18 protein-coding genes are annotated in these 24,347 nt (G+C 60.0%); 2 read left to right on the top strand and 16 right to left on the bottom strand.

The annotated features are described in order from the left end of the window. Nucleotides 1-104: 104 nt before the first annotated feature. From IIY41_RS07720 to IIY41_RS07745, 6 genes are all read right to left on the bottom strand, one after another. The gene (locus tag IIY41_RS07720) at nt 105-599 is read right to left on the bottom strand and encodes a DNA-deoxyinosine glycosylase (RefSeq protein WP_287400249.1); all 495 of its coding nucleotides are present in this window, start codon (nt 597-599) and stop codon (nt 105-107) included. Between the two features lie 102 nt (nt 600-701). Next, nucleotides 702-1,511 (bottom strand): HAD hydrolase family protein, encoded by an 810-nt coding sequence (locus tag IIY41_RS07725; protein WP_050004927.1) that lies wholly within the window; start codon nt 1,509-1,511, stop codon nt 702-704. Nucleotides 1,512-1,666: 155 nt separating this feature from the next. Next, the gene (locus IIY41_RS07730; protein ID WP_287400250.1) at nt 1,667-2,938 is read right to left on the bottom strand and encodes an ABC transporter permease; all 1,272 of its coding nucleotides are present in this window, start codon (nt 2,936-2,938) and stop codon (nt 1,667-1,669) included. Next, the gene (locus IIY41_RS07735) at nt 2,925-3,641 is read right to left on the bottom strand and encodes an ABC transporter ATP-binding protein (RefSeq protein ID WP_117472988.1); all 717 of its coding nucleotides are present in this window, start codon (nt 3,639-3,641) and stop codon (nt 2,925-2,927) included. Before IIY41_RS07735 ends, IIY41_RS07730 begins: the two co-directional genes overlap by 14 nt. A 1-nt stretch (nt 3,642) precedes the next feature. Beyond that, a complete protein-coding gene (locus IIY41_RS07740; RefSeq protein WP_287400252.1) occupies nt 3,643-5,142 on the bottom strand; it encodes an HlyD family efflux transporter periplasmic adaptor subunit in 1,500 nt (499 codons plus the stop codon). 407 nt (nt 5,143-5,549) lie between these two features. After that, entirely contained in the window at nt 5,550-5,756 is a 207-nt protein-coding gene (locus IIY41_RS07745) for a hypothetical protein (RefSeq protein WP_205457210.1), read from the bottom strand. A 137-nt stretch (nt 5,757-5,893) separates the two neighbouring features. Between IIY41_RS07745 and IIY41_RS07750 the strand changes: the two genes are divergently transcribed. Further along, nucleotides 5,894-6,478, top strand: a complete 585-nt coding sequence (locus tag IIY41_RS07750) for a hypothetical protein (RefSeq protein WP_287400254.1) — start codon at nt 5,894-5,896, stop codon at nt 6,476-6,478. Nucleotides 6,479-7,156: 678 nt separating this feature from the next. Here IIY41_RS07750 and IIY41_RS07755 read toward each other — a convergent pair. Then, entirely contained in the window at nt 7,157-9,052 is a 1,896-nt protein-coding gene (locus tag IIY41_RS07755) for an alpha-glucosidase (protein ID WP_287400256.1), read from the bottom strand. 53 nt (nt 9,053-9,105) lie between these two features. Next, nucleotides 9,106-9,987: an aldose 1-epimerase family protein gene (locus IIY41_RS07760; RefSeq protein ID WP_009324718.1), complete on the bottom strand. Its 882-nt coding sequence runs from the start codon at nt 9,985-9,987 to the stop codon at nt 9,106-9,108. Between the two features lie 132 nt (nt 9,988-10,119). On the opposite strand from IIY41_RS07760, the gene IIY41_RS07765 reads away from it, so the two are divergent. Beyond that, entirely contained in the window at nt 10,120-10,905 is a 786-nt protein-coding gene (locus IIY41_RS07765; RefSeq protein ID WP_058722864.1) for a hypothetical protein, read from the top strand. Nucleotides 10,906-10,917: 12 nt separating this feature from the next. Here the strand turns inward: IIY41_RS07765 and IIY41_RS07770 are convergent, their stop codons facing one another. The 8 genes from IIY41_RS07770 to IIY41_RS07805 all read right to left on the bottom strand — a co-directional run bounded on the left by IIY41_RS07770 (nt 10,918) and on the right by IIY41_RS07805 (nt 24,295). Next, nucleotides 10,918-12,504: a recombinase family protein gene (locus IIY41_RS07770; protein ID WP_050004934.1), complete on the bottom strand. Its 1,587-nt coding sequence runs from the start codon at nt 12,502-12,504 to the stop codon at nt 10,918-10,920. A gap of 667 nt (nt 12,505-13,171) precedes the next feature. After that, complete coding sequence (locus IIY41_RS07775) at nt 13,172-13,432, bottom strand: hypothetical protein (RefSeq protein ID WP_154521081.1); 261 nt, start codon at nt 13,430-13,432, stop codon at nt 13,172-13,174. Nucleotides 13,433-13,437: 5 nt separating this feature from the next. Continuing rightward, nucleotides 13,438-16,317 (bottom strand): sialidase domain-containing protein, encoded by a 2,880-nt coding sequence (locus IIY41_RS07780; protein WP_287400259.1) that lies wholly within the window; start codon nt 16,315-16,317, stop codon nt 13,438-13,440. A 21-nt stretch (nt 16,318-16,338) separates the two neighbouring features. Beyond that, the gene (locus IIY41_RS07785; RefSeq protein WP_287400261.1) at nt 16,339-18,084 is read right to left on the bottom strand and encodes a hypothetical protein; all 1,746 of its coding nucleotides are present in this window, start codon (nt 18,082-18,084) and stop codon (nt 16,339-16,341) included. Nucleotides 18,085-18,116: 32 nt separating this feature from the next. After that, nucleotides 18,117-20,648 (bottom strand): hypothetical protein, encoded by a 2,532-nt coding sequence (locus tag IIY41_RS07790; protein ID WP_058722869.1) that lies wholly within the window; start codon nt 20,646-20,648, stop codon nt 18,117-18,119. Nucleotides 20,649-20,773: 125 nt separating this feature from the next. Next, on the bottom strand, nt 20,774-22,363 hold the full coding sequence (locus IIY41_RS07795; protein WP_287400262.1) for an ABC transporter substrate-binding protein: 1,590 nt from the start codon (nt 22,361-22,363) through the stop codon (nt 20,774-20,776). Between the two features lie 56 nt (nt 22,364-22,419). Beyond that, nucleotides 22,420-23,334, bottom strand: a complete 915-nt coding sequence (locus IIY41_RS07800; RefSeq protein ID WP_009324726.1) for a carbohydrate ABC transporter permease — start codon at nt 23,332-23,334, stop codon at nt 22,420-22,422. A gap of 34 nt (nt 23,335-23,368) precedes the next feature. Continuing rightward, on the bottom strand, nt 23,369-24,295 hold the full coding sequence (locus IIY41_RS07805; protein WP_009324727.1) for an ABC transporter permease: 927 nt from the start codon (nt 24,293-24,295) through the stop codon (nt 23,369-23,371). Nucleotides 24,296-24,347 lie beyond the last annotated feature (52 nt).

Here is a 24,347-nt window from a genome sequence, read left to right on the forward strand (position 1 = left end):
GCGGTGCAGAGACGGGGCTCCTCCACGGAAAACACCGGTTTTGGCGCCCAGCGTATTCAAAAAGCCTGGCGATCCGCAAAGGATCGCCAGGCTTTTTCGCGCGCTTACAGCCGCTCCGCGTCCGGCGCGGCCTTCTCTCCCAGATAGTTTCCCCACGCCGCCGCCAGCTTATCCATCGTCCAGGCGGCGTTGGCCGGGCTGGTGCTGGGCAGCTTCACGGCCTCCAGCCCGGGCACGCGGCTGTATTTTTCATACAGCCGGTACGCCGTGGCCCCGTTGCACAAAACGCGCCGGATGGGCGCTTTGCGGGCAAGGCCCGCAATATCCGTGGGCACCACGTCCCGGATGGAAGCATCCGAAGCGCCGGTGATGGTACAGCTTTCAATGGTGTCCCACAGCGCCAGGCCATGGGTGAGGATGAGTGCCTTTTTCTCCGGCACGCTTTGGGGCACGGGCGCTCCCAGAAGCCGCGCCAGCAACGGCCAGAACCGATTCTGCGGATGGCCGTAAAAAAAGCCCTGCTCCCGGCTTTTGGGGCTGGGCCAGGTTCCCACGATCAGTGTGCGGGAATCCGGACCGTATACGGGCGGAAACGCCATTTTTTCTTCCTCCTCTGCGGGCCGGGCCGCTTTGCGCCGGCCGCGCACAGCGCCCTGCCGCGGGCGTCCGCCCCTGTTTTTTCTCTTCCCTGCGCGGGCGCGTCACTCCAGCAGATATTCCCGAACGGCAGCCGCCGCGCCGTCCAGGGCCGCAGCGGGGGCCACCGCGTCGGCCAGGGGCAGCAGGCTCTGCGCGCCGCCCTCCATTGCCACGGCAAAGCCCGCCGCCTCCAGCAGCTCCGCGTCGTTTTCACCGTCGCCGAAGGCCGCCGTTTCCGCCCAGGAGATGCCCAGCCGCTCCAGCAGCCGGCCAACGCCCGCCGCCTTGCCTGCGCCCGCGCGCAGCACGTCGTACCGGCCCGGTGCAAAGGGAATAAACCGCAGGCCCAGATGGCCGTATTTCGCTTCAAAGGCCGCTGCATGGCGCGCGTCCATTGCCGCGCAGGCGCCGAAGGGCATGTCCTGCAAATGGCGCACCTGGTCCTCGCCGTCCCGCAGCACGCTGTCAAAAAAGCCGGACGCAGCGTTCTGCCCGCAGTACTTTTCCACAAAGGCCGCGTATTCCACATACACATAGTATGCGTCGGAAAAAATAAATTCCAGCGGCAGCTCATGGTCCTCGCAGAAATCCACAAGCGCGTACATTTCCTCGGGCGTCATGCGGCTCTGCCACACAGGCCGCCCCGCCGCGTCCGTCACGTCCGCTCCGTTCACCGCCGCGAAATAATCCGGCTTTATCCCGCTGCCCAGCACCCACTGCGCCGTATACCGCGCGCGCCCCGTGGCAATGACGACGGCCACACCGCTTTGCGCCAGCTCCCGCAGCGCCTGCACCGCGGCCTGGCCGGGGCCGGGCGCGCCATAGGGCACCAGCGTGCCGTCAATGTCGAACACAGCCGCTTTGATCTTCATGCAAACCACCCATTCCGCCGCCCGCGGCGGCGCAGATTCCGGCGGAGCTTTCCGCCGCTGCGCCCATCATAACACAAAACGCGCCGCCCGTGCAAACCGCCGGACGGCACGCTGCTTCTGCTTTTCAGGGGGCATCCCTGCCCCGCGGCGGCGCGTCATTCGTAGCGCAGCGCCTCAATGGGGTCCAGCCGGGCCGCTTTGTTCGCCGGATAATAGCCGAAGAACACGCCGATGGCCATGGAGAACGCCACCGCAATGAAAATAACGCCCGCGCTGGGCGCGGCCGCATAGCCCAGCAGGTTCGCACCCGCGGCGCCCAGGCCCAGGCCCGCCAGAATCCCCAGAACGCCCCCGATGAGGCAGATGATGACGGATTCCACGATGAACTGCACACGGATGCTGCCGTTCGTCGCGCCCAGCGCCTTGCGGGTGCCGATCTCCCGTGTGCGCTCGGTGATGGACACCAGCATGATATTCATTACGCCGATGCCCCCCACCAGCAGGCTGATGCCCGCGATGACCGCGATGGCCAGGCTGATGGTGGAGAGCATCTCCGTCATGCTCTCCATCAGGCTCTCCATGCTGGAAGCCGTGGCCGTATAGGAGGTATTGCGCGTGTAATAGCCGGCGAAGAAATTTTCCGTCTGCGTCAGAAATGCGCTGGTGTCCACGCCTGTGGCCGCCACCACCGTGAAGCTCTGGTAGCCGTCGTCCGCATGGGACATGGCTTTGGCCGTGGAGATGGGCAGGTACATGTCCGTGGTGGGGGTGGCGTCTGTGGATTCCAGCACGAGCCCGTTGCTCTCATACGGGTACACCCCCACGATATAAAATGTGTATACCTTGGTGCCGTAGGTGAGCTGGAACGCCTGGCCGATGGCCTCCTGCTCTGGAAACAGTGTTTCGGCAAACACGTCGCTCACAACGGCCACCGTGCGGGCTTTTTCCTCGTCCTCCTCCGTGAAGAAGCGCCCGCGGGACAGCTCCACGCTGTTGGCGGCGGCATATTCGGTGTTCACGCCCGTGGCGTTCACGCCGGCTTCGTCCGCGTTTGTGCTTACCGTATAGCTGCCAAGGCTCTGTGTCAGGCTGACAGCGTAGATGCTGCCGCCGTAAAGCGCGCGGTAATCCGCCAGCATCTCGTCCGTCAGCAGGTCCTCCGCGCCGGGAGTGGTTGGGCGGAACATGCGCGTCTGCGCACCCTCGGTGTAATCGCTGTCGCTTTTTTGCGTCAGGCTGACGGTGATGTTGTTCGCGCCCATGCTCTGCATGCTGGTGGTGATGGAGTTCGTCATGCTGCCCGCCACCGTCATGATAGCGATGACCGAGCCGATGCCGATGATGATGCCCAGCATCGTGAGCAGCGCGCGCATCTTGTTGGCCCGCAGGCCGTTGAGGGCAAGCTGGATGTTTTCAAACAGCAGCATCCGCAGCACCTCCTCCCCTGCGCACGCCCGTGACGCGGCCGTCCTTGATGGTGACGATGCGCTGGCATTCGCCGGCAAGCTCCGGGCTGTGGGTAATGAGCACGATGGTCTTTCCCTGCTCCCGGTGCAGCCGGTGGAACAGGTCCATCACCAGGCGCCCCGTGGCGGAATCCAGCGCGCCCGTCGGCTCGTCGGCCAGCAGGATGGCGGGGTCGTTGGCCATGGCGCGCGCAATGGCCACGCGTTGCTTCTGCCCGCCGGAAAGCTGGCTGGGCGCATGGCCCGCGCGGTCGCCCATTTCCACCATATCCAGCAGCGCGCGGGCGCGCTGGGTGCGCGCAGCGCCGCGCACGCCGTTGTACATCATGGGCAGCGCCACGTTCTTCAGCGCGCTGGTGCGGGGCACCAGGTTGAACGTCTGGAATACAAATCCGATCTTCCGGCAGCGGATGCGGGAGAGCTGCTTGTCGCGCAGTGTGCCGACATCCACGCCGTCCAGCACATAGGTGCCTTCCGTGGGGCGGTCCAGCGCGCCGATGATGTTCATCAGCGTGGATTTGCCCGAACCGGACGCGCCCACGATGGCCACAAATTCGCCTTTGCGCACCGTCAGGTCAATGCCGTGCAGCACCTCCAGTTCCTCGCCCGTGCCGATGGGGAACCGCTTGACGATGCCGTGCATGTCGATGATGGGAGCATCCATATCACATCCCTCCCGGGCCGCCGCTGGGCATGCCGCCGCCACCGGGCATATCGCCGCCCGGCATGCCGCCGCCCATGTCCATGCTGAACATGGCGTTTTCCCCGCTCTGCTGCGCGTCGTCCGCGCCCGCGGCGGCCGTGGCCGTATCATTGGCGCTCGTCTTTACCTCCATCCCGTCGGAAAGCCCTTCGCCGGAGATCTCAATATAATAATCCGTTTCCATGCCCGTTTCCACAGGGATGGCCGTGAATTCCGTTTCGCCTCCGCTGCGGGCGTAAACCACGCTGCCGCCGTTTTCGTCCGTGCCCACCGCATCGTAAGGAACGGCATAGACGTCCGTCACCTGGGAAAGGATGATCTCCACCTTCGCGGAAAGGCCGATGAGCAGGCCGCTGTCCTTCCCGGTTACGGTCACCTCGGCCCCGAAGCCAGAGCTGCCGGTACCGCCCTGCGTACTGCCTGTGGAGCCGGAGGTGAGCGAAAGCTGGGACACCGTGCCCGCGATCTCCGTGTCTCCGGTGGCGTCGCTTTTGATGATGGCCTGCTGGCTCACAGCCACGCTTTTGATATCGTCCTCGTCAATGGTAATGGACACCTTCAAATCGTCGGTGTTCTGGATGACCGCCAACGCCGTGTTGGAGGTACCGCCGCCCGCGGCCGAGCCAACCGTCGCGTTCAGCGTAGTGATGGTGCCGGACGCACCTGCGGTGATGGTGCAGTCCGCGATCTGCTCCTCCAACTCCTCGATCTCATCGCTGGTGCCCGCGTTTTCCAGATTTTCGGCCGCGGTCTCCATGTTTTCCTTAGCCTGCCGGAGGGTTTCCGTAGCCGTCTCGTAGGTGCTCCTGGCCTGCAGCCAAGCCTGGTCCGCCGCGGCATAGGCCTGATACAGCGCGTCGTAGCCGCTGTTTGCCTTCGCAGTCTTGAGCGCATCCTCCGCCGCCTGCCGCGCGGCGGACTTCGCGGTGTAATCGCTTTGCGCCGCCGCGGCCGTGTTCTGCGCCGCCGTCAAAGCCGCCGCCGCGTTGTCCCGGGCCGCCTGCAGCTCCGGGTTGGCGCTGTCCGCATCCAGCGCGGCCTGTGCGGCGTCGCAGGCAGCCTGCGCAGCGGAAAGTGCCGTGTTGGCGTTGTTCAGCGCCGCGCCCGCCTCCTGCTCCGCCGTCAGAGCCGCGTCGTAGGCGCTCTGATACGACGAAACGGAATTGGTCGCGTTCAGATATTCGGTGTTGCGCGCCGTTTCCAGCGCCGAAGCCGCACTGGCGTAGGCGTTGTACGCCTCGGTCTGCTTCGCCGCCGCGCTGTTGTAGCTTTCCACGGCCTTATCGTAATTTTTCTGCGCCGTTTCCCTGCTTTCGGCCAGCGCCTCCTGCCGTTTGGCAAGCTGTTCCTCCAGGTCGGAGGAATCCAGCGTGCAGATGACGTCGCCCTCGCTTACCGTGTCGCCCACCTGCACAAAGATCTCCTTGACGGGATAGGAGAGCGACGTGGTGACGTTGGCCACGCTTCCGCTCTCCACCGTGCCCGTGACGGTGATGCTCTCTGACAGCGTGGTTTTTCCAGCCGGGTGGTGCGCACCGCGTCAGCCATTGCGGGCAGCGCCCCGCCGGCAGGGCGCAGGAAGCGCCAGACGCCGAAGCCCAATGCCGCAGCCGCCAAGACGGCCGACACCAGGAGCACACGCTTTTTGGTGAACCGAAACGACCGCAGCCTTTTCCACAGCCGTTTGAACCAAAGGCCTGCTTTTCCCATAATAAAACCCCTTTCTTTGTACCGGATCTTTACAAAAAAATGGTAAATAAAAAATGTGAAAGGGATGTGTGGAGCAGCGGAAAGAACGGTGAAAACAACGCGGAAAAGCCGCGCCCCAAGGGAGGCGCGGCCTAAGCGCAAAAGGAGCAGAGCCGCCGGTCACGGCGAGGGCGGCGCGCTTTTCGCACGCGGCAGCTTTACCGCGCATTCACGCTCCGCCCGCCTGAAAAAGCGCGCCAGCGTCGCCGCGGCCGCGGCAGCCATCTCCAGCTCGGCCGCTGCCTGGGCGCAGGGCAGGCCGTACAGCGGGAACAATGCATCCAGCAGGTTCCAGATGGCCATAGGGCATGCAAAGACGTTTTCCACGCCCCCAAAAGGAGCTTTCGCGCTGGAGGACTTGCTCGAGAAAATAAAAATGTATATACTCAGTACAAAGAAAAGGAAACAGGTGAGCCCGATGGTGCGGAAATAATAGGCCTAAAACCCAAAAGGAGGTTCTCTGCGTGTCAAAAAATAAGACAGCCAAAGAGAAAAGACCTTGGCATATATTGATTTGGCTTATACTGTATCTTGTTAACCTGCTTGCAGCCCTGGCCTTCCAATATTTTTTCATTCATACATACTCCGCGCCATTAACAGCGGAAAGTCTCGGGAGCATTTCGTATTTTAACGGGTGCGAAATATTGGACATAAGCGGTGAGGGTGTTCCCGATAACAGTTTGATTGGCAAAAGTTCACCGGACTGGATTCTTTATAAAAATCAAGCTGGTGAGACTCATGCTGTACGGATTGAATGGAATTTATATATGCCAAGATTCAGGATTGAAAAAAACAGTAATACGCTTATTCCAAATGAAGAAAGCTACACCTTTTCAATGCGGGACTTTTTGGGAAAAAACGAAGTTACTGTTGAAAATCAAGAGGCTATTGTTCAATTAAAGTGGTCCGGATTATTCAGGCAGCAGGGTTATATTCAGGGCATACATATGTTAACCGCTTTGGGATTGCTGCTTCTGGAGGCGTGGATTTATCTCCGTATTCAAAAAAAAACAAAACGCATAATTACAGCAGTTACAACTGTCAATTAAACATTTTGAGTAGTAGGATTTGTTAGGAGCAATCATTCATCTTATTACTAAATCACAAATTTTGGCACAATGACCATCGTAAAAGCAAATATGCATAAGCATGATACAAAAGCAAGAGAATCGGCATCAAGCGCCGCATACTATACCTTTGTGGCATACTTCGTTGACGGTTTTGGCAGTCTGTATGGAAGTCCCTTGCGAATCTAACGGTAGGAAACAATAATTTCTCTTAGTGTGCAACTTAGCTGCTTCACAAAATTGTATATATTAACCATCTAATAAAGCACGGCAACTCAAAATGAGTTGCCGTGCTTTAATTGGGTAAGCGATAGAAACAGCCTCAATGGAAACCTTTAGGCAGGTTGTTCATATTCTTCTTGTTTACCCCATTGAACGCTAACGAATATGGCGCAGCGATAAGTGCAAAATTCTTCAAATAAAAGCCAGACAAAATAGCCACGGTTTATTGCCGCCTTTCAGTATGGCGTGTTGCAGCTTTGTTCCGTCAGAGTTCTGCAATCATATCTCTTTCTTTTGGGCGAAACTTTTCCGCCTTATCCCAACGGATAAGCTACTTGCACCACAGGATATCACCAGGGATGGCGCTTGATGCCGTTTTATGAGCAGCTATGCGAAAAGACGCTTTTTGCCGTTTCCCTCCGGCGGGCCGCTGCCCGCTCACAGCACCTCGTATACGTTTGCCTCATAGGGGCGCAGCACGGGCGCTTTCTCGGCATAATTACCGATTCGCTTTGCCTGTGCGCCGGAGAGCGGCGCCGGGCGCGGCGTCTGGTGGGCCGTCAGGTTGCATTCCACATAAAACTTTCTGCCGTCCAGCACACGGAAATAGCAGAACACATCCGCATGCCTTTTCGTCTTTAAAAACACGGGACGGAACGCGCCGTATACCAGCGCCGGGTTTTCCCGCCGCAGCGCGATCAGCTTCTTATAATAATGGAACACCGAGTCCGGGTCCCGCATCTCGTCGGCGGCATTGCACGTCTGCCAGCCGTCCGCCATGCGCAGCCAGGGCGTTCCTGCGGTAAAGCCGCCGTTGGGCCCCGCGTTCCATGGCATGGGCGCGCGGGCATGGTCCCGCGTACCGGCCAGGATGCGCTTCCACGCTTCCTCCGACGGCATTTTGCCGCACAGCTCCTGGTACAGGTTGTGGCTCTCCACGTCGTTGATCTCGTCGATGGATGCAAAATCCACATTGGCAAGGCCCAGCTCCTGCCCCTGATAGATGAACGGAGTGCCCTTGAGCGTGAGCTGAAGCGTCGCCAGCAGCTTTGCCAGCGGCGCGCGCACAGCCGGGTCCGGATTCACTTTGCTCACCATGCGCGGGTTGTCGTGGTTTTCAAAAAACAGGCTCATCCAGCAGTTGTCACCGTAATTCTGCTGCCAGTCCAACAGGTATTTTTTCAGGTAGCGCAGGTCGTACCGGTAATCGTCAAAGCGGGTCTTGCCCGGGTTCTCCAGCGCGTCGAAGTTGAACACCATGTCCAGCTCCGCGCGGCTCTCCGCGGTGAGCATTTTGGACATCTGCATGCCCAGGCCCGCCGTCTCGCCCACAGTGACGGCGTCGTAACGGCCAAAGCTCTCCCGCCGCATCTCTGCCAGATATTCGTGCAGGCGCGGGCCGTAAAAATAATGCTCGATGCCCCGCAGGCCGATGGCTCCCGCCAACGCCTCGCTGCCGTCAGCCAGGCCGTCCTTAGAGATCAGGTTGATGACGTCCATGCGGAAACCGTCCACGCCCTTGGCCAGCCACCAGTCGATCATGTCATAGACCTCGCGGCGCAGCGCGGGGTTATCCCAGTTCAGGTCCATCTGCTTTTTGCTGAACAGGTGCAGCGCCCATTCGTCCCGTTCGGGATAGTAATTCCACGCGGGGCCGGAAAAAAAGCTCACCCAGTTGTTCGGCTCTTTTCCGTCCCTGCCTTTGTGCCAGATGTAATAGTCCCGGCAGGGACCGTCGGGGTCGCGCAGGGAACTTTGGAACCAGGGGTGCTCGTCGGAGGTGTGGTTCACCACAAGGTCCATGATAAGCTTCATGCCGTTCGCATGTGCCTCAGCCAGCAGGGCGTCGAAATCCTCCATGGTGCCGAACTCGGCCATGATTTTCCGGTAATCCCGGATGTCATAGCCGTTGTCGTCGTTGGGGGAATCGTATACGGGCGAGAGCCACAGCAGATTTACGCCCAGTTCCTTCAGATAGGGCAGCTTTTCGCGGATGCCCCGCAGATCGCCCACGCCGTCGCCGTTTGAGTCCGCAAAGCTGCGGGGATAGATCTGGTAGGCCACGGCCTCCTTCCACCATTTGCGGGTGATGCCGCCTGTGGGCGCGGGCGGCGTCTGCGTTTCATGGTTCAGCAGGCCCAGCAGGGAATCCACCAGGCTGTCGTCCAGCCTGCCCGGCGCCAGCTTCTGCAAAGCGCGCAGTGAAAGGCGGCGCACCACAGGGTTGGCGACGGCCTTTTCCGGCAGACCCGTCTGCAAAAGCAGCGTATGGATGATGTCGTGCCCAATGGGCGTCGCATAGATCTCGCCGATGCGGCTGTCCCGTGTCAGCATAAACAAACCTCCTTCGGCGCGGCCGTGCCGCGTGCTTCCAATAAACGCGCGCCTCACCGTGCGAACGTCATCGCAAGGCCGGTGCTCCAGCTTTCGCCAGGCGCAAGGCGCACCGTGTCGGGCTTCTCCTCCCAGATGCCGCTGGCCGTGCGCGCGTCCGGCAAGCCGTGCCACGGCTCGATGCACACATAGCGGACAGGGCCTTTTGCGCTCCACATCAGCACATAGGGGTAGCCTTCGATCCCCACGCTCACGCGGCGGCCCGTCTCTTTTTCCACAATGGAAAGGCTCCCGGCCGTCAGCCGGGAAAAGCAGGTGCTGTCGTGGTCGAACATGCCGTCATGCAGCGGAATGTCTGTCTCACTTTCAAAATAAACACGGGTCGCGCCCGTCACAAGGCCGTCGTCCTCCCCGGTTTCGATGACGGTGGGCGTCTGCGGCGTATCGAACCGCAGCACGTAATCCTCCGCTTTATGCGCCGCGTCGAACGGGCACAGAAACGCGGGATGGTACCCGAAGGCGAAGGGCATCACCTCGCCGCCGTCGTTCTCCACACGGATGTCGTGGTGCACCGTCACGCCCTCCAGCCGGAAAGTGGAAAACAGCTTGAATGCAAACGGGAATTTTTCCATCGTCAGCACATTTGCCTCCAGGCACAGCGTCACGCTGTCCCCGCTCTGTTCCACCAGCGCGTGCTCCATATCCCGGGCAAAGCCGTGCTGGCCGCCCTCATAGGACACGCCGTTGTGGGTGAACGCGCCGCCCTTCAGCCGCCCGCAGTAGGGGAACAGAATAGGCGCATGCCGGTTCCACACAGCTGGGTCCGCCTGCCAGAGCATTTCCTCGCCCGTTTCCTTTTTCACCACGCTGCACAGCTCAGCGCCCCTGCTCTGCACCCGCACGCACAAAAAATTATTTTCAATCGTAAATTCCATAAACGCCCTCCGTTCGCTCCAAGATTCGGGTCTAAAACCAGTATATCCCAAACAACGGCAAAAAGGAAGAGGGAGCCCGGGTGTCAGCACAGGTTTTCAAAGAATATCCTAAGACAAGAAAGGAGTGTTTGTATGAACTCTGACAAACAAGGCCGCGCCATGTGCGCATGCGGCAGCAGCGGTGCCGCTCCGGGTGCGGAGCCCGCCGCCGCTGCGCCGCAGTGCAGGTGCCGCACCGCACCCCGCGCGCCTTCACCCGCTCAAAACATCACCGCCGCCATCGCCGCGGCGGACCTTACCGGCACAGGCTTTCTGCGCCTGCGCAGCTTCGCCGCCAGCAACGCGCAGCCCGTGCCTGACGTCATCGTCACCATATCCCAGCGTTCCGGCACCGGAATCCCGGACAAAACCGTCACCACCGGTCCCGAGGCATTGTCCGACGACGTTGCCATCGCCTGCCCGCCCCGCTCTTACTCCCTGGACGAAAACAACCGTACCGTCCTGCCCTATGCCGTGGTGGACGTGACCGCCGAGCATGAGGGCTATGACCCCGTGCATGTGGCGGGTGTGCAGGTATTCGACGGCGAGGTAAGCCTTCTGGAACTGCTCATGATCCCTGTGGAGGAGGACGAAACGGCCGCCTACACCGTACGCAGTCTCCCTGAGGATTTCGATATCCCCACGCACAAGCTGTTCGAGGGCGGCGAATCCTCCGGCCCCACCCCGCTGTCTGCCTGCCGCCCGCGCATTCTGGACCAGCCCATCATCCCCGAAAAGATCACGGTACACCTGGGCCGCCCCTCGGCCAATGTGCAGAACGTGACGGTATCGTTCCGCGATTACATCAAAAACGTCGCCTCCAGCGAGGTATATCCCACCTGGGTAGGCTCAACCAACCCCACAATTCCGGGCCTTTAAAGCCCCTTTTGTTCAAAACTTCCAGTCAATTTCAATTTTCCGGGTGTTTTCCATGACATCGGGAGGGTACACTACTACTTTTCTAATCAGCAGGCAGGCCAGCTCACGGTCCAACGCTTTTATTTCCCCGGCTGCATTGAAGCAATGCTCCAGCGTTTTTTTCTGCCCTGGCGTGTTCGCTGCCCGCGCCAGGGCGTCTTCCAACAGCACGCACCTTTTTTCAAGGCGATCTGCTTCGTCCAAAAAAGCACGGTTCATCTGCGCAAACTGCGCGGAGCTGACGGTCCCGCTGCTTTTATCCAGATACAGTTCCTGCATTGCTTTCCGGCGGCGCTGTATTTCCGCCTTCAGACGTTCCAATTCCTCACGTTTCGCTTGGCGGCACTGCTCCGCTTCTGATTTTATCTGTTCCGCTTCAAACCATTCCGGCTTCAGATGCCCAGCGATATGGAAGCGCGTCCGCTCCAGTACCAACTCCTGCAGCTGCTCCATCGGCATATAGTTCTGCCCCGGACAGCGTGTTTTGTCCCGCTGTGAAGTGCGGCAGCGAAAGTAGCGGTTCGCCTTTCCTGTTTTTTTGCCGGCGCAGCCCGAAGCGGTCTGCTCCATCGTGCAACCGCATATCCCGCAAACCACCTTCCCCGCCAGTGGATTTACCGTGCCCCGGCCTCCGCCCCGGGCATGCGCGCGCAACATCTGCTGCACACGCTCAAAACTATCCCGTTCGATGATCCCTTCGTGCGTGCCTGGCACAACGATCCAATCTTTTTTCGGGATCCACACGGTCTTTTTCGATTTATAGCTCACCTTTTTGTGTCTTCCCTGTTCCATATCTCCGGCATAGCTTCGGTTGGTCAGCATACGGTAAATCGTCGCCTTTCCCCACAGATCCTCATTTTTGTAGCGCGCGGGCCTTTTCCATACAACACCATGCTCCCGCTTATACTGTGTCGGCGAAGGTACGCATTCCTCGTTCAGTATTCTCGCAATGCGGGTCGTTCCGTTGCCCGCCAGATAAAGTGCGAAGATACGCTTTACCACCTCTGCTGCTTCCGGGTCGATCACCAGATGATTCTTGTCCGCCGGGTCTTTCTGATACCCATACAAAGCGGAAGAACCGATAAATTTTCCTTCCCTGCGTTTGTGGGACAATACGGAACGGACATTATTGGACAGATCCTCCAGATACCACTCATTGACAAGGCCATTGATCTGGCGGCTTTTTTTGTTTGCCTCGTCCGCAGTGTCCACATGGTCCACGATGGCAATGAAGCGAACGCCCCATTCAATAAATTTCCCATGCAGATATTTTTCCACCAATTCCATATCACGCGTAAAGCGCGACTGTGTTTTTGCCAGAATGACATCAAATTTGTGCTGGCCGGCCGCTTCAATCATCCGGTTGAAAGCCGGACGGGCGCGGTCAACGCCCGAATAATCCTCATCGCAGTAGATCTGATAAATATCGTATCCCTTTTCGACCGCATAATGGATCAGCATGGATTTCTGGTTTTGGATGCTCTCCGATTCTCTCCCACTTCCGTCTTTTTCTAATTCCTCATCCTCCTTGCTCAACCGGCAGTAAATTGCAGCTTTCATCGTTCACCCTGCCTTTCGTTGCAGCCGCTGTACTCAAGCGCCGGTATGTACCAGCCGCTTTTCAAGAATACGAAAGTATTCCGCCGCCAATTTTTCCAGGTTCCTTTCCCGTTCCTGCAAAGTGTCTGAGATAAAAGTCTCGGATATGGTATACGCTCTTTTTCCCATTTTGTTCTGCCCCCGCATATTTTGTCTGCTGCGCCATGTACGGGGCTGCAAGCCCCATGGTCCATGGTATGTTGCCTCAAACGGCAAAATACCGAAAATAATGTCTCTTCGCGCGCCTGAAAGCAGCGTTCAAAGCCTGCATCATATAAAAAAATAGCCGCAGACTATTTTTTTGCCATGCAGGCCGTCCCCGGCCTGCGGCCATTAAAATGCGCTTTTTTATGGCGCAGCAATAAAAAACAGGCCTCCAGAGTACATCTCTGAAAGCCTGCTGATACCTTTTGCATATAAAACCAGGAGCATGGCTGCCGCTCCGGCGCCTCAGCCCTCATTCGCCTTCCAAATCAGCTCCAAAGGCACCTTGGGCGTGCGGTCATAGGCGAGCAGCCCGTTCTGCCCCTCGCATGGCTGCGTGCAGCAATAGTCCTGCACCAATGGAGCGTGCAGCAGTTCGGCTGTAAGTTCCGCGATATGGCAAGCATACGCCCGGGGAGCGCAGTCACTGGAATATCCCGCAGCCGTCCGCGCCTTTTTCCGTGAAGCAGCTGCCGCCGTATTCGCTGACGAGCACTGGCTGTCCGGCGTATGCATGGCCGCAGGCATACAGGGCATTTCCGGCGGGCCTGCATTGCAGGATGCGCTCCATCTCCGGGTACCAGCCGTGCAGCACCTGCGCCGCGCTCTCATGGTCGTTGTAATATACCACTTCCGGGCCAAATGGGAGAAGCCAGAGGAACCGCCTGTTCCTTCGGCGGCCCATATCCTTCAATTCATCAGCGTCTCTGCCTGGAACTCCCGATAATATATCCTCTGCAGCCCCTCGTCCCAGGAGCCAGAGGGGGAGGATTCGTACAAAAGAGCCACGCGCCCGTCATTCAGCTCGGACAGGCAGCTGTAGGCATACAGCGTTCCCGCCGGCGTTACGTCATACTGGTATTCCCAGTCGATCCGGTATTTGCGGGCGCCGCCGGGGTATGCGCCGTCCTCCTTGAGCAGCCCCATGAAAAGCCTGCCGTTTGTGCGGTCCTTCCGGTTTGCGCAGGACAACAGGAGCGCCGGATATTCCTTCCCGTCCGCACGGGAGCGCACCGGACTGCCGAGCCGGACGGCCGACATCTGGCAGTTGATGCCCGCGCTGTTGTTTCCAAATGTGGATTTGACGTCCCGCCAGGTCTGTCCGCCGTCCGTGCTGGTCGCCTCGACGACGGTTCCGCCCAAAACAGACGTGTTGCGCAAAAACAGCTTGAGGCTTCCATCCGGCATTTCCACCGGAGCCGCTTCGCTCAGCCCGTAGATGGAGGAAACGCTTTCGCCGTGCTTCCATGTCCGGCCTCCGTCGTCGCTGTAAATGACCTCTGCATCCGGCGCGCCCTGATAATAGACCGGCACGATCAGCCGCCCCGCATAAGCGCCGTTCTGTATTTGCAGCCCGCGCCCGGGACCGAGGATATAATACCGGGAGCTTTCCCGCTTTACCATGCCGGAAATGATTTTGTCCGTATGCCAGCTGGCGCCGCCGTCATCGCTGTAAAACTGCATGATATAGCTGGTGTTGTACATCTGCAGCTCCGAGTCCTCGTAGAATATCTTCATCGGTACTTCCACAGGCCCTGCGCTTTGGTTTTCGGCGTTCTGGGCCACGGTCAGCAGCGTTCCGTCCCTGCAAAGCTCATACTCTTTTGTAAGGCTGTACGCCGACATCCCTCCCAGCGACAGGTTCGCATCGCTGACGGGCGTGCCCACCGCCTTGTACGCCCTGGGCGTCCCGTTCAGATGGTAGACCGGGTAACGGCCGTTTTCGTCCGGCGCGCCGTAGATATCCGCAGCGTAGTTAAAACGGCTCCGGTCTGTGTTTTCGTTGATATTCCCCGTCTGCCCGTTGGCGTTCCCCTTCCGGTTCTGGTCGGAAAGCAGAAGATATTTTTTGCCCCCAATCGTACAGAAGCCGTCCCCCCTGGCCACGCTGCGCATCTCGGTGCCGCCGGACGCATCGGCCAGGTGCTGGAACAGGCCTCCGTTCCAGGCCCAGGCGTCGGCAAGCAGCAGGATGCGCCCGCCGCCCAAAGTATCCTGAACGATCACCGCGTCGATGAAAGATGCGGATCTCTGGCGGTACCCGTTTTCATCCGCATAGTCCAGCATGTGCATCGCATCCGGCACGAACGCATCCTGCCAGCCCTCCATCGCCCCGTATCCGGCCGCGTTGGGCTTGCGCCGCAATGCGATATCGATGTTTTCTGCCGAATCCCCGCCGCTGCCGAAATTGGCGTCCGCCCCGGCGATCAGCGTCCCGTCAGGAGTGTTCCACAGAAACGGGATGCGGAAATGCGCCGAGCCCGTCGCGTCCCCCGCATAAAACACGAAAGCGTCCCCGCGCTGCGTCTGTGCGGTGCGGGCGGCCAGCTCCTCGTCCGGGAGCGCGCCGGCATAGATCTCCAAACGCTCGATCGTCCCGGTGAAGGGATATCCCTCCGGGTCGTTGCCGCGCACCGTCTTGCCGACGCTGCAGCTCGACCAGGAGGCCGCGTCGCTCAAAAAGCGGTAATCCGCCCCCGTTTTTTCCAGCGAGGCCCCAAGAGCGCCGTTGGCAAACAGGCGGTACCCTGTATCGCGCCCCGCTGAAAAGGCCACCGTGTTCCACTCTCTGGCATATATCGTGCAGGACGCCTCATAGAAGGGGTCGTCCCTATCCCGGTATTCAAAGCCCAGCCTGTCGTTGTTCTGGTAGATATGAAAATGCGCCGCGGCCTGTGCGGGGTCGCTTACGCTGAACAGCGAACCGACGCCCGTGTTCGTATTTTTGAATTTCACGATGACCGTCATCTCGTCCAAAGCGGCGATTCGGCCCGCGAGCGTCTGCTCCAGCTCCACCGCCTGGGACGGAGTTTCTATGACGATATTTTCTGCGGCGTAAAGCAGCTGCGGGGCCTGTCCCCAGCGTTCCCCGGTAAGCTGCGCCGCCTGCTGCTGGCTGAGCGCGCGGGGAATAAAGGCAACTGCCGCGATGCGCCCCACAAACCCGCCCGCGCCCGGCAGGCCGCCCTCCACATTTCCGATGCTGAGGAACTTCAGCCCGTTGACCGTTTCATTGGCGTTGAACCAGGAGGCATAGTCCGGATACTGCGTAACGGCGCTCCCGTCGAAGCTGGTGACCGTTTTGCCTTCCGTAACGCCCGGCTGCGATGCATCCACACTGTACACAAATGTGTGCCAGCTGCCCGACGCCCTGGTGTCTGCAAGATTTGCCTGCATCCCGCCCGGGAACTGGACGCGCTGCCGGTCCACCGACGGCGCCGCATTCGCCAGAAGCGCCCCGCACCCTTCCGTCTCTGCGGACCCTCCCGCGGCAAAAATGATCTGGTTCGTGTCCGCCGTCGTATTGTAGCGAACCAGCAGCGTACCCTGGCTGCTGGCCTGCAGGCGCGCCATATCCTCCGCGGAGCCTTGCAGGCATCTGGCGCCGTCGAACACCTGGTCCTGCCCTTCCAGCACATAGGCAAAGCCGGTGCTGCGGGCCTCGTCCAAAAATTGAGCAAGCGCGGCAGGCCCGCCGTCCGGCGCGGCCTGCTCCGCTCGGGCCGGGACGAACGCCCCCGCCCACAGAATGGATGCGGCGCACAGAGCTGCCGCCAAACGCTTTTTCATGGACTGCGCCTCCTTTTCATCTTACGCGCGGGACGCGCGCGCCTGCGTCTCCCCCGCGCTTGTGCTTTCGTTCTTCTCCTGCGTCCGGAAGGCGTGGAATTCCCGCAGACAGCCGCAGTCCGCGACGTCGTAACGCGTTCCCTTCCGGGGCGGGTAGGCGCGCGTGGCGCGATATCGGTTGTCCGTCATACAGATCTCCCCCGTCTGGCGAAGCTGCAAAATCCGTTCGTCGAAACAGAAAAAGGAATTTCCCTCCAGCACGATGCGGCGGTGGAAGAACCAGCCGCCGGAATGCGCCGCCTTCGGGCAGGCGACAATGGGGGCCGCTCCCCACGCGGGGATGTAGGAGCAGTTCACAAAACGGTTGTTTTTGAAAACCAGCTCCCGCGTTGCGCCGGATTCATACCAGTACTCCGCCTCACCCTCCAGATACACCGCCGCGCCGGGGACTTCAAACAGGCAGTCCTCCACAAGGGCGCTGCGGCAGGTGAGCAGCATGCCTCTGGCCCGGTTTCCGCGGAAAACGCACCGTTTCACCGTCACCTCCGGGGAAAGTGTAAGGTTCTCAGCCACCCAGCGGCCCTCCTCCGGCAGCGGCGGCGGCGTTTCCAGCTCCACCACCATTCTTCCCGCCTTGTCCTCCGCCACACTGCGCACCTTTCCCTGCCATGCCGGGCGCAGCACGTTTGCCTGCATCAGCGCCAGAACGTCCCCCTCCCGTGCCAGCTGCACGCCGCGCTGCATGGGGTGGCCCCAGTCCAGCAGCAGGCGGCGCGCGCCCGGCCGGCCGCGCACCACGGCATAAAAGCCGTGCACGTTCAGCCCGTCGTCCAGCTGGTTTTCAAACCGGCAGCCCTCCAGAGCGACCTTCCCTCCGCAGTTGACGAAATGCGCGGCGTCGGCCGCTGCCGAAAAGCACCGTCCCGTCCCGGGGGAGGGCGTCACATCGAACCGCTTCAGTGTGACGTTTTCGCACCGCTCGGCCAAAAAGCCCATGCCCGCGGCATGGTGGACGCGGATGTTCTCACAGCAGATATCCTTGGAATCCGCGGCATAAACGGCAGGGGCAGTGCGGGGATGGTGCCGGAATACCAGCCGGTTGCCGGCGCGGCTGCCCGCAAAAAAATGCTCCCCGCCCTTCAGCGTGATCTGCACCAGGTCTCCCGCCGCCGCCTTTATGGCCGGGTGCAGCCCCACCTTCTGGGTTTCGGTACAAAAATACAGGTCCTCCGTTCCCCAGGCCGGCGCGCGGGTCTTTGCATCCATCTCCAGCCACAGGTGCATGGCGCGGCGGAAATTTTCTCCCGTAAAAACAAGGCGGCCGTTTTCCACATTCCAGGGATATTTTTCCGGGTCGATCCACACCGTCATCCGCTGCGGACGGACCTCCCGTATCACGCCCTCCGAATAAACGGGACGCGCAAGGTCCAGGGAAAAATTCTCAAGCCGCACGCCGCTGCTGTGCGCGACGCGGCACGGGAGCATCTGTGCGTGAAAGACCCACCTGCTGCCTCCGCCGTCCAGTGTAAAATCGCGAAAGCCCTCCAGCAGCAGCCCCGCCGCCTGCCCGCCGCACGCATCGTGGTTCGAGATGTTCCACCGGTGCAGCGGCAGGCCCTGCGGGTAAAAGTGATATATCCCCGGCTCCATGCGGAGGCGGACGCCGGGCCTTTCTCGGAGCGTGGACAGCAGCGCCCCGAGGCGCGCCGCCAGGGAAACGTCGTCCCCTGGCAGGACGCCCCAATCTGCGGCGTTGATCGTTTCCATTCCCATCAGCCTTCCCTTTCTCTGCGCGCCGCTTACTGCCAGACCACCCGGTCGATCTCCACCCAGCGCCCGCTGGACTCCGGCGACTTTTCCGCCTTTACCGTAATGCGCACCGTATGTGTACCGGGCTCCAGCGTGCCTGTATCGTACAGAACCTGCTGCAGCATCATTTCCGGAGCATAGGCGTCGATATCCGCAGCCGCTGCGCCGTCCACCGTTATCTGCGCCCGGCCGCACCACGGCCCCTTGAGGCCGTAGATCACCGCATTGCTTCCCTCGAAGCTGAATTCGATGTGCGCTTTCCAGGTATTGCTGGAGCTGTCGTCGTCGTGATAACTGCCCGGGACCGACTGGTGCTTCCAGACGGAAAACTTTTTCAGATTCGGGTTTTCGTCGTTCCAGACGACCTTATTTATAACGGGCGCGCCGTTTTGGCTGTCCGACAATTCAACCTTGTCGAATTCGATCCACGTATCGGAGGACGCTTCGTTTTTTTCTCCCGCGACTGTGAGCGTCACCGTGTGTTCCCCATAAGGCAGCTCACCGGTGTCAAACAAAAGCGCCTGCTCCTGCGTTGTACCGGCATAGGCGTCGATGCGCACGGGCGCCCCAAAGTCCACCTGTGCGTCCGCCATGCCGCACCAGTTTCCCCGAAGCCCGTAAAGCTTCGCCCCGGTGCCTGTAAAGGTGAATTCCACAAAGCCGTCTTTTTCTTTACAGGACGCATCGTCGTTCCGGTAGCTGCCCGCCGACGCCTGCTGGTTCCAGTTGGCGCTGTAAGACAAATAGGGCGAGTCGTTGTTCAGTGTTACCGTCCCGCCCCCCGGCGCTTCCTGCGTTGTGAAGCAGGCCGTCCCGCTCGCCGCGGAACCGGCCTGGTTTTCCGCCGTTACCCGCCAGTAATACGTCGTTCCCGCTTCAAGCTCCCGCGCGGCCTGGTAGCGGCACGCCATGCCTGTGTATGTATCGATCGCGGGTGCGGAAAGGTCTGCGTTGGGCGATACGGTAAGGCGGTAGTTTCGCCCGCCGTCCACGGGCGTCCACGCAAACGCCTGTGCCGTCCCCGCGCCGCCGGCGCCGTTCCCGGGGCTCAGCAATTCCGGCTGCCCGGGCGCTTTCCCCGGCGCGCCGGAGCTGAACGTGTACACCACAACGCTCTCTCCCGGTATGCCGCCCGTATAGCTTCCGCCCGTCACGGCTTCGCAGCCGGCGAAGAGGCTGCGGTACTCCGGCGCCGTGTCCCATACGCTTTCCCCGCTCAGCACCATCGCGCTTACGCAGTCCATCTGCTCCGGTACGTTCAGCGTAAGCTGTGTGGCGTCCCATTTGTTCAGCACGATCACGCGCAGGTCTGTCTGCGCCGCGTTGCAATATGCGTAGACCCGCACCTTCTCCGCGCTGCTGGACGCGCCCAGCCGGTTTTCCAGAACATTCTGGTTGACGATCCTGTGCGCGGCCGCCGGGCCCGTCAGGCGCACAGTCTTTCCCTCCAGATACCACTGGTCCAGGTCGAACCAGCCGAACGCGTTTTCCGGACAGCCCGAAATAGACGCTTTGCTGGGATAATGCGAAGGCCAGGTAACGATGCGGGAGTACCTGCCGTCCCCGATCATCTCCAGCATCGCGTTCAGCAGCGCCATGCTGCCGCCCATGTCCCGCACATGTCCCGCGTTCCAATCGTCCTGAACCGGCGTCCAGCCGATGTTGCATTCGCCCAGAATGCCCTCTTTCCCCTCGATGGGCGTCCCCGGCTCCAGCAGCGCGTCGCTGTTCTTGTCAAAATACTTGTTCCAGCCGTAGAACGCATAGCGGTGGTCGTCATATGCGTCGAACGCCCCCTGCGCCGCCGAGACGAGCGCGCTGTTCCAGCTGTTCCACAAAATATTTTCCGGCGCCCGCTGCAGCACCAGGCTGTAATTGGGGTTTGCCGCCTTGACGATTTGCTGGAACTCCGGGAAAAGGCTGCCCAGATACCTGGCGTTGGCAACGCCGCCCGCGCCGTTGTTCCAGGGCTCGTTCCCCATGTCGAAGTAGCACAGCTCTATCCCTTCCTGCGCAATGTACTGCGCCATCGACGCCGTCAGCGCCTTTACCTTTTCCAGGCCGGCCTGTCCGCCGAAGGCGTCCAGCGATTCAATGGGTATCATGACGAAGGGCACGATGTCCTGCTGCTTGCAAAAGCGGATGAACTCCCGCAGGCCGAAGCTCCCGGCCGCGTCGCGGCTGTTCAGCCCGCCCCAGTACCGGTTCTCCGAAAGGGGCGTTTCCTGTTCCCAGTCAAAGGCCCAGGCGTCATACCCCCAGCGCATCATATCCAGCTCGCCTGCAAAAAAGCTCTGTTCCATCCAGTTTCCGTTCGCCTGCCACATGGCGTCGCTGATCATGGACATTTCGATATTGGTGCCCACCCTGCGCGCGCCGGCCAGGGGCGTCACGTCCGCTCCGTCCACGGTAACGATGACCTGCGCCGGCCCCGCCGCCCGGGCGGGAACGCCCCAGCTGCCCAGGACCGACGCCGCCAGAACAGCGGCAAGCATGCGGATAATTCGTTTTTTCCGTTTCATAGCGGCCTCCTTGATTTCTGTTTTATCATCTTTTCGGCCCGGCGCAGCGCCGGGCCGCCTACCAAACAAACGGCAGCGGGGGCGGAGCCTTTGCCCCGCCCCCGCTGCCCGGCAGTATTTTTTCGTCAGCCGCCGTTGGCCTTATTAAAAGCCTGTGCCTGTTTTTGCATCTCCGCATACACCTTTTCCGCGCCTGCCGCCGCCATCTTTTCCTTGAGCTTTGCAATGTCGCCGGCCGGGTCGTCGGTAAAGCCCAGGCCCAGCAGCTTGTAATCGGTGTTGAATATTTCAGTGATGGCCGCGATTTCGTTTTTCACGTTGCTGTCGTCAAACACAAACGTCTGGTAGCGCCCGCTGCGGGCGTTTTCCTTCCAAACCTCATTCATCTCTTCAAAGTTGGGAATGCCTCCCTCCACAACGCGCCAGTACGCATCGTTTCGCACGCCCCAGTTGCAGTTGCTGTCATAGGCGTAATTCGTGCTGTCCGGAAGAGACACCAGGCCGTGTTCGCCCGAGGCCTCCCAGTGCTTTCCCTCGATGCCGTAGCAGAACAGGTTGTTGATCTCCGCGTCGTTGCGCAGGTAATCCAGCGCCATCAGCGCACGCTCGGGGTTGCGGGATTTGGAGAAGATGCTCATGCCGTTGGCCAGATAAGAGTTCAGGACCGGGGGAACATCCTCCTGCGCGTCGAACACACGCACGTCCCATTCCGGGTGCTCGGCCGTCATCTGCGCATAGATGCTTTTGGCCGTATTTACGTTGCACAGCGCCAGCGCCGATTTTCCCGCCTGGAAGCTCTCGGTGTTGTTCTGCGTGTTCACCACCGCGTTCTTGCTCCAGAAACCGCGGTCCTTCCAATCCTTAAGGCGCTCGATGACGCCCTGGAATTCCGGCTGGTCAAAGTTGCCCTTTACCGCCGCGCCGTCGTCCAGCTCGCTGACGCTGGCCATCGCCTGCCACGACCCGACGCCTGTTACCTTTTCCTCGGATTCCCAGTTTGCTTTCTGCCACATACGGTCGAACACGAACAGCTTGTCGTAGTCCGAACCGACGTCCAACGGGATGAGCGTGGGCTCATTGGCCACGATGGCGTCCATGTAAGCCTCCGCCTCGTCCAGGGACGCAACGGATTTGATATCGTATTTGTCCATCAGGTCGCCGCGCACCAGATATACATAGGAGGTAATCTCCTTGTAATTCATAGGCAGCATGTACACCCTGCCGTCCACCTTCGCCTGTTCCCACGCTTCGGGATACATGCTGCCGGCCGTCATGGGCGCATAGGTCTCCAGCGCTTCTTGCGTGATTTCCCAGAAGCCCTGCTTTGTAGCCTGCGCGTTGTAGAAGCACCAGTCCGCCGTATAAATGATGTCCCAATCCTCGCCGGACGCAAAGATCAGCGGGTATTTCTGCTCATATTCGCCCCAGCTCATGAACTTGACGTCGATTGTGGCGTTGATCTCCGCTTTCAGCTTTTCATTGATCTTTGCGAACACCTCGTCGTTGTCCACCGGACGGTCCCCGATCAGGTACATCGTCAGGGTGACGGCCTCGGACGTGTCCGGCTCTCCCGCCTGCGCGCCGGACGCCGGCGCGGAGACGGAAGCCGTCTGTGCCGGTGCGCTGGACGCGGGCGCGCCCGTGCAGCCGCTCAGGATGCCGAGCCCCATCGTCAGCGCCGCCAGAAATGCGCAAAAACGTGTTTTCTTTCTCATAGATCGTTCCTCCCTTTTTTATTCAAAATTCTTGCGAATTTTTTCGGTTCCACCCGTTATCCCTTTACCGCTCCGATGGTAACGCCCTTGACGAAATATTTTTGCAGGAACGGATACAAAAGGATGATCGGGCCTGTGGCGACCACCGTCATCGCCAGCTTCATCGGTTCGCTGGGCACGTCGCTGGCGGGGATGCCGCTGCGCGCGGCGGCGGCGTTCATCGCCTGCGCCTTGGTCAGGATATTGTTCAGGAAGTATTGCAGCGGGTACAGGTTCCGGCTGCCCTCGTCCAGAAACAGCATCGCGTTGTACCAGTCGTTCCAGTAATTCAGCGCGATGAAAAGCCCCACGGTGGCCAGCCCCGCCTTGCACAGGGGCAGCGCAATGCGGAAGTAGATGGTAAAATCCCCCGCGCCATCCAGCTTTGCCGATTCATACAGCGCCTCCGGGATGCTCGTCATGTAGCTTTTCAAAATCAACAGATATGTCACATTGATAAGAATGGGCAGGATCAGCGCGATGACGCTGTTGTGAAAATGCAGGTATTTCGTATTAAAAATGTACCACGGCACCAATCCTCCGCCGAAAATAGAGGTGAAGTAAAAGAAAAACGACACCTGGTAGCGATACCTGAAATCGCGGCTGGACAGCACGTACGCCGCCATGCTGGTGAGCCAGAGCCCCAGGACGGTTCCCACGGCCGTCACAAAAATCGTAACGCCATAGGCCCGCAGCAGCTCTTGCGGAATGCGGAACAGCATTTTGTATGCGTCCAGCGAGATGGTTTCCGGGAAGAGCCGGTAGCCGTGCAGCTGGATGGAATACTGCTCGGACACGGAGCCGCTGAGCACCAGCAGGAACGGCAGCAGGCATGCCGCCGAAAGCGCCGTGAGCACCGCATAGGAAAGTATGTTGAACAAAACACGGTCCCGGCCGACCGGTTTTTTTGCGCGTTTTTTTGCGCCCGCCATGGGCAAAGCCTCCTTTTTTCCGGCAGGCGCCGCCTCAGAACAGCGCATAATCCGGCTCCACTTTCTTTACCGTGTAGTTTGCAAGCAGCACCAGCACGAACGACAGGCCGGACTGGTAAAGCCCCGCGGCGCTTGTCATGCCGAATTCCTGCAGGTCCAGCAGCGAGCGCGTTACATAAGTATCGATCACGTCCGTGACCTCCAGCACCATTGGGTTGTTTCCGGTCACCTGCCAGAACATCTGGAAGTCGCCCTTCATGATCGTGCCGATTGCCATCAGGAACAGGATCGCAATGGTGGGGCGGATGCACGGCAGCGTGATATGCCATATCTTCTGCCACATGGTGGCGCCGTCAAGGTCTGCCGCCTCGAACAGCTGGCCGTCGATGTTGACGATGCTCGCCAGATACATCACTGTGCCGTAGCCCACATTTTTGAAAGCGCTCACCACGATGAGTATAACCGGCCATGCGTTTTTATTGGAGTATACGTCCACGGGCGCCAGCCCCACCGAGCGCAGAAAGCTGTTCACCGCGCCGAACTCAAAATTGAACATATTGTAGATGAATGCGCCCACGACCACCCAGGAGATGAAGTACGGCAGAAACATCACCGACTGCGTGATGCGTTTGAAATATTTCCCCGCCAGCTCGCTGAGCAGCACGGCGCACACGATCTGCAAAAATGTATTGACGCACAAAAACGCGATATTGTAAAGCACCGTATTCCGCGTCGTCGTCCACGCCTTTCCCGACTGAAAAAAATACCGGAAGTTTTCAAGCCCGACCCACGGGCTGCCGAAAATGCCATCGTGATAATTGTACGCCTTGAAGGCGAGTACGATCCCGCTCATGGGAATGTAGCACATCAGGATCACCACCACCGCAGCCGGCACAAGCATGAGCCACTTTGTGCGGTTCTCCCGCAGGTCACGCAGCAGCGGGCTTCCTTTTTTCTTCATCGCGTCTCCTCCTTCGTGCGTCCTGCGGCGCCCGGTTTCGCTGTTCTTATCC

It is taken from the genome of Ruthenibacterium sp. (genome assembly GCF_017421385.1).
Classification (GTDB): Bacteria; Bacillota; Clostridia; order Oscillospirales; family Ruminococcaceae; genus Ruthenibacterium; species Ruthenibacterium lactatiformans.

Excerpts from the sequence above, each read along its gene's own strand:
- IIY41_RS07800 (WP_009324726.1), bottom strand. The coding sequence starts at position 23,334 with ATGGCGGGCGCAAAAAAACGCGCAAAAAAACCGGTCGGCCGGGACCGT.
- IIY41_RS07725 (WP_050004927.1), bottom strand. The coding sequence starts at position 1,511 with ATGAAGATCAAAGCGGCTGTGTTCGACATTGACGGCACGCTGGTGCCC.
- IIY41_RS07790 (WP_058722869.1), bottom strand. The coding sequence starts at position 20,648 with ATGAAACGGAAAAAACGAATTATCCGCATGCTTGCCGCTGTTCTGGCG.
- IIY41_RS07805 (WP_009324727.1), bottom strand. The coding sequence starts at position 24,295 with ATGAAGAAAAAAGGAAGCCCGCTGCTGCGTGACCTGCGGGAGAACCGC.
- IIY41_RS07785 (WP_287400261.1), bottom strand. The coding sequence starts at position 18,084 with ATGGAAACGATCAACGCCGCAGATTGGGGCGTCCTGCCAGGGGACGAC.
- IIY41_RS07795 (WP_287400262.1), bottom strand. The coding sequence starts at position 22,363 with ATGAGAAAGAAAACACGTTTTTGCGCATTTCTGGCGGCGCTGACGATG.
- IIY41_RS07730 (WP_287400250.1), bottom strand. The coding sequence starts at position 2,938 with ATGCTGCTGTTTGAAAACATCCAGCTTGCCCTCAACGGCCTGCGGGCC.
- IIY41_RS07760 (WP_009324718.1), bottom strand. The coding sequence starts at position 9,987 with ATGGAATTTACGATTGAAAATAATTTTTTGTGCGTGCGGGTGCAGAGC.
- IIY41_RS07720 (WP_287400249.1), bottom strand. The coding sequence starts at position 599 with ATGGCGTTTCCGCCCGTATACGGTCCGGATTCCCGCACACTGATCGTG.
- IIY41_RS07770 (WP_050004934.1), bottom strand. The coding sequence starts at position 12,504 with ATGAAAGCTGCAATTTACTGCCGGTTGAGCAAGGAGGATGAGGAATTA.
- IIY41_RS07755 (WP_287400256.1), bottom strand. The coding sequence starts at position 9,052 with ATGCTGACACGGGACAGCCGCATCGGCGAGATCTATGCGACGCCCATT.
- IIY41_RS07765 (WP_058722864.1), top strand. The coding sequence starts at position 10,120 with ATGAACTCTGACAAACAAGGCCGCGCCATGTGCGCATGCGGCAGCAGC.
- IIY41_RS07775 (WP_154521081.1), bottom strand. The coding sequence starts at position 13,432 with ATGGGCCGCCGAAGGAACAGGCGGTTCCTCTGGCTTCTCCCATTTGGC.
- IIY41_RS07735 (WP_117472988.1), bottom strand. The coding sequence starts at position 3,641 with ATGGATGCTCCCATCATCGACATGCACGGCATCGTCAAGCGGTTCCCC.
- IIY41_RS07780 (WP_287400259.1), bottom strand. The coding sequence starts at position 16,317 with ATGAAAAAGCGTTTGGCGGCAGCTCTGTGCGCCGCATCCATTCTGTGG.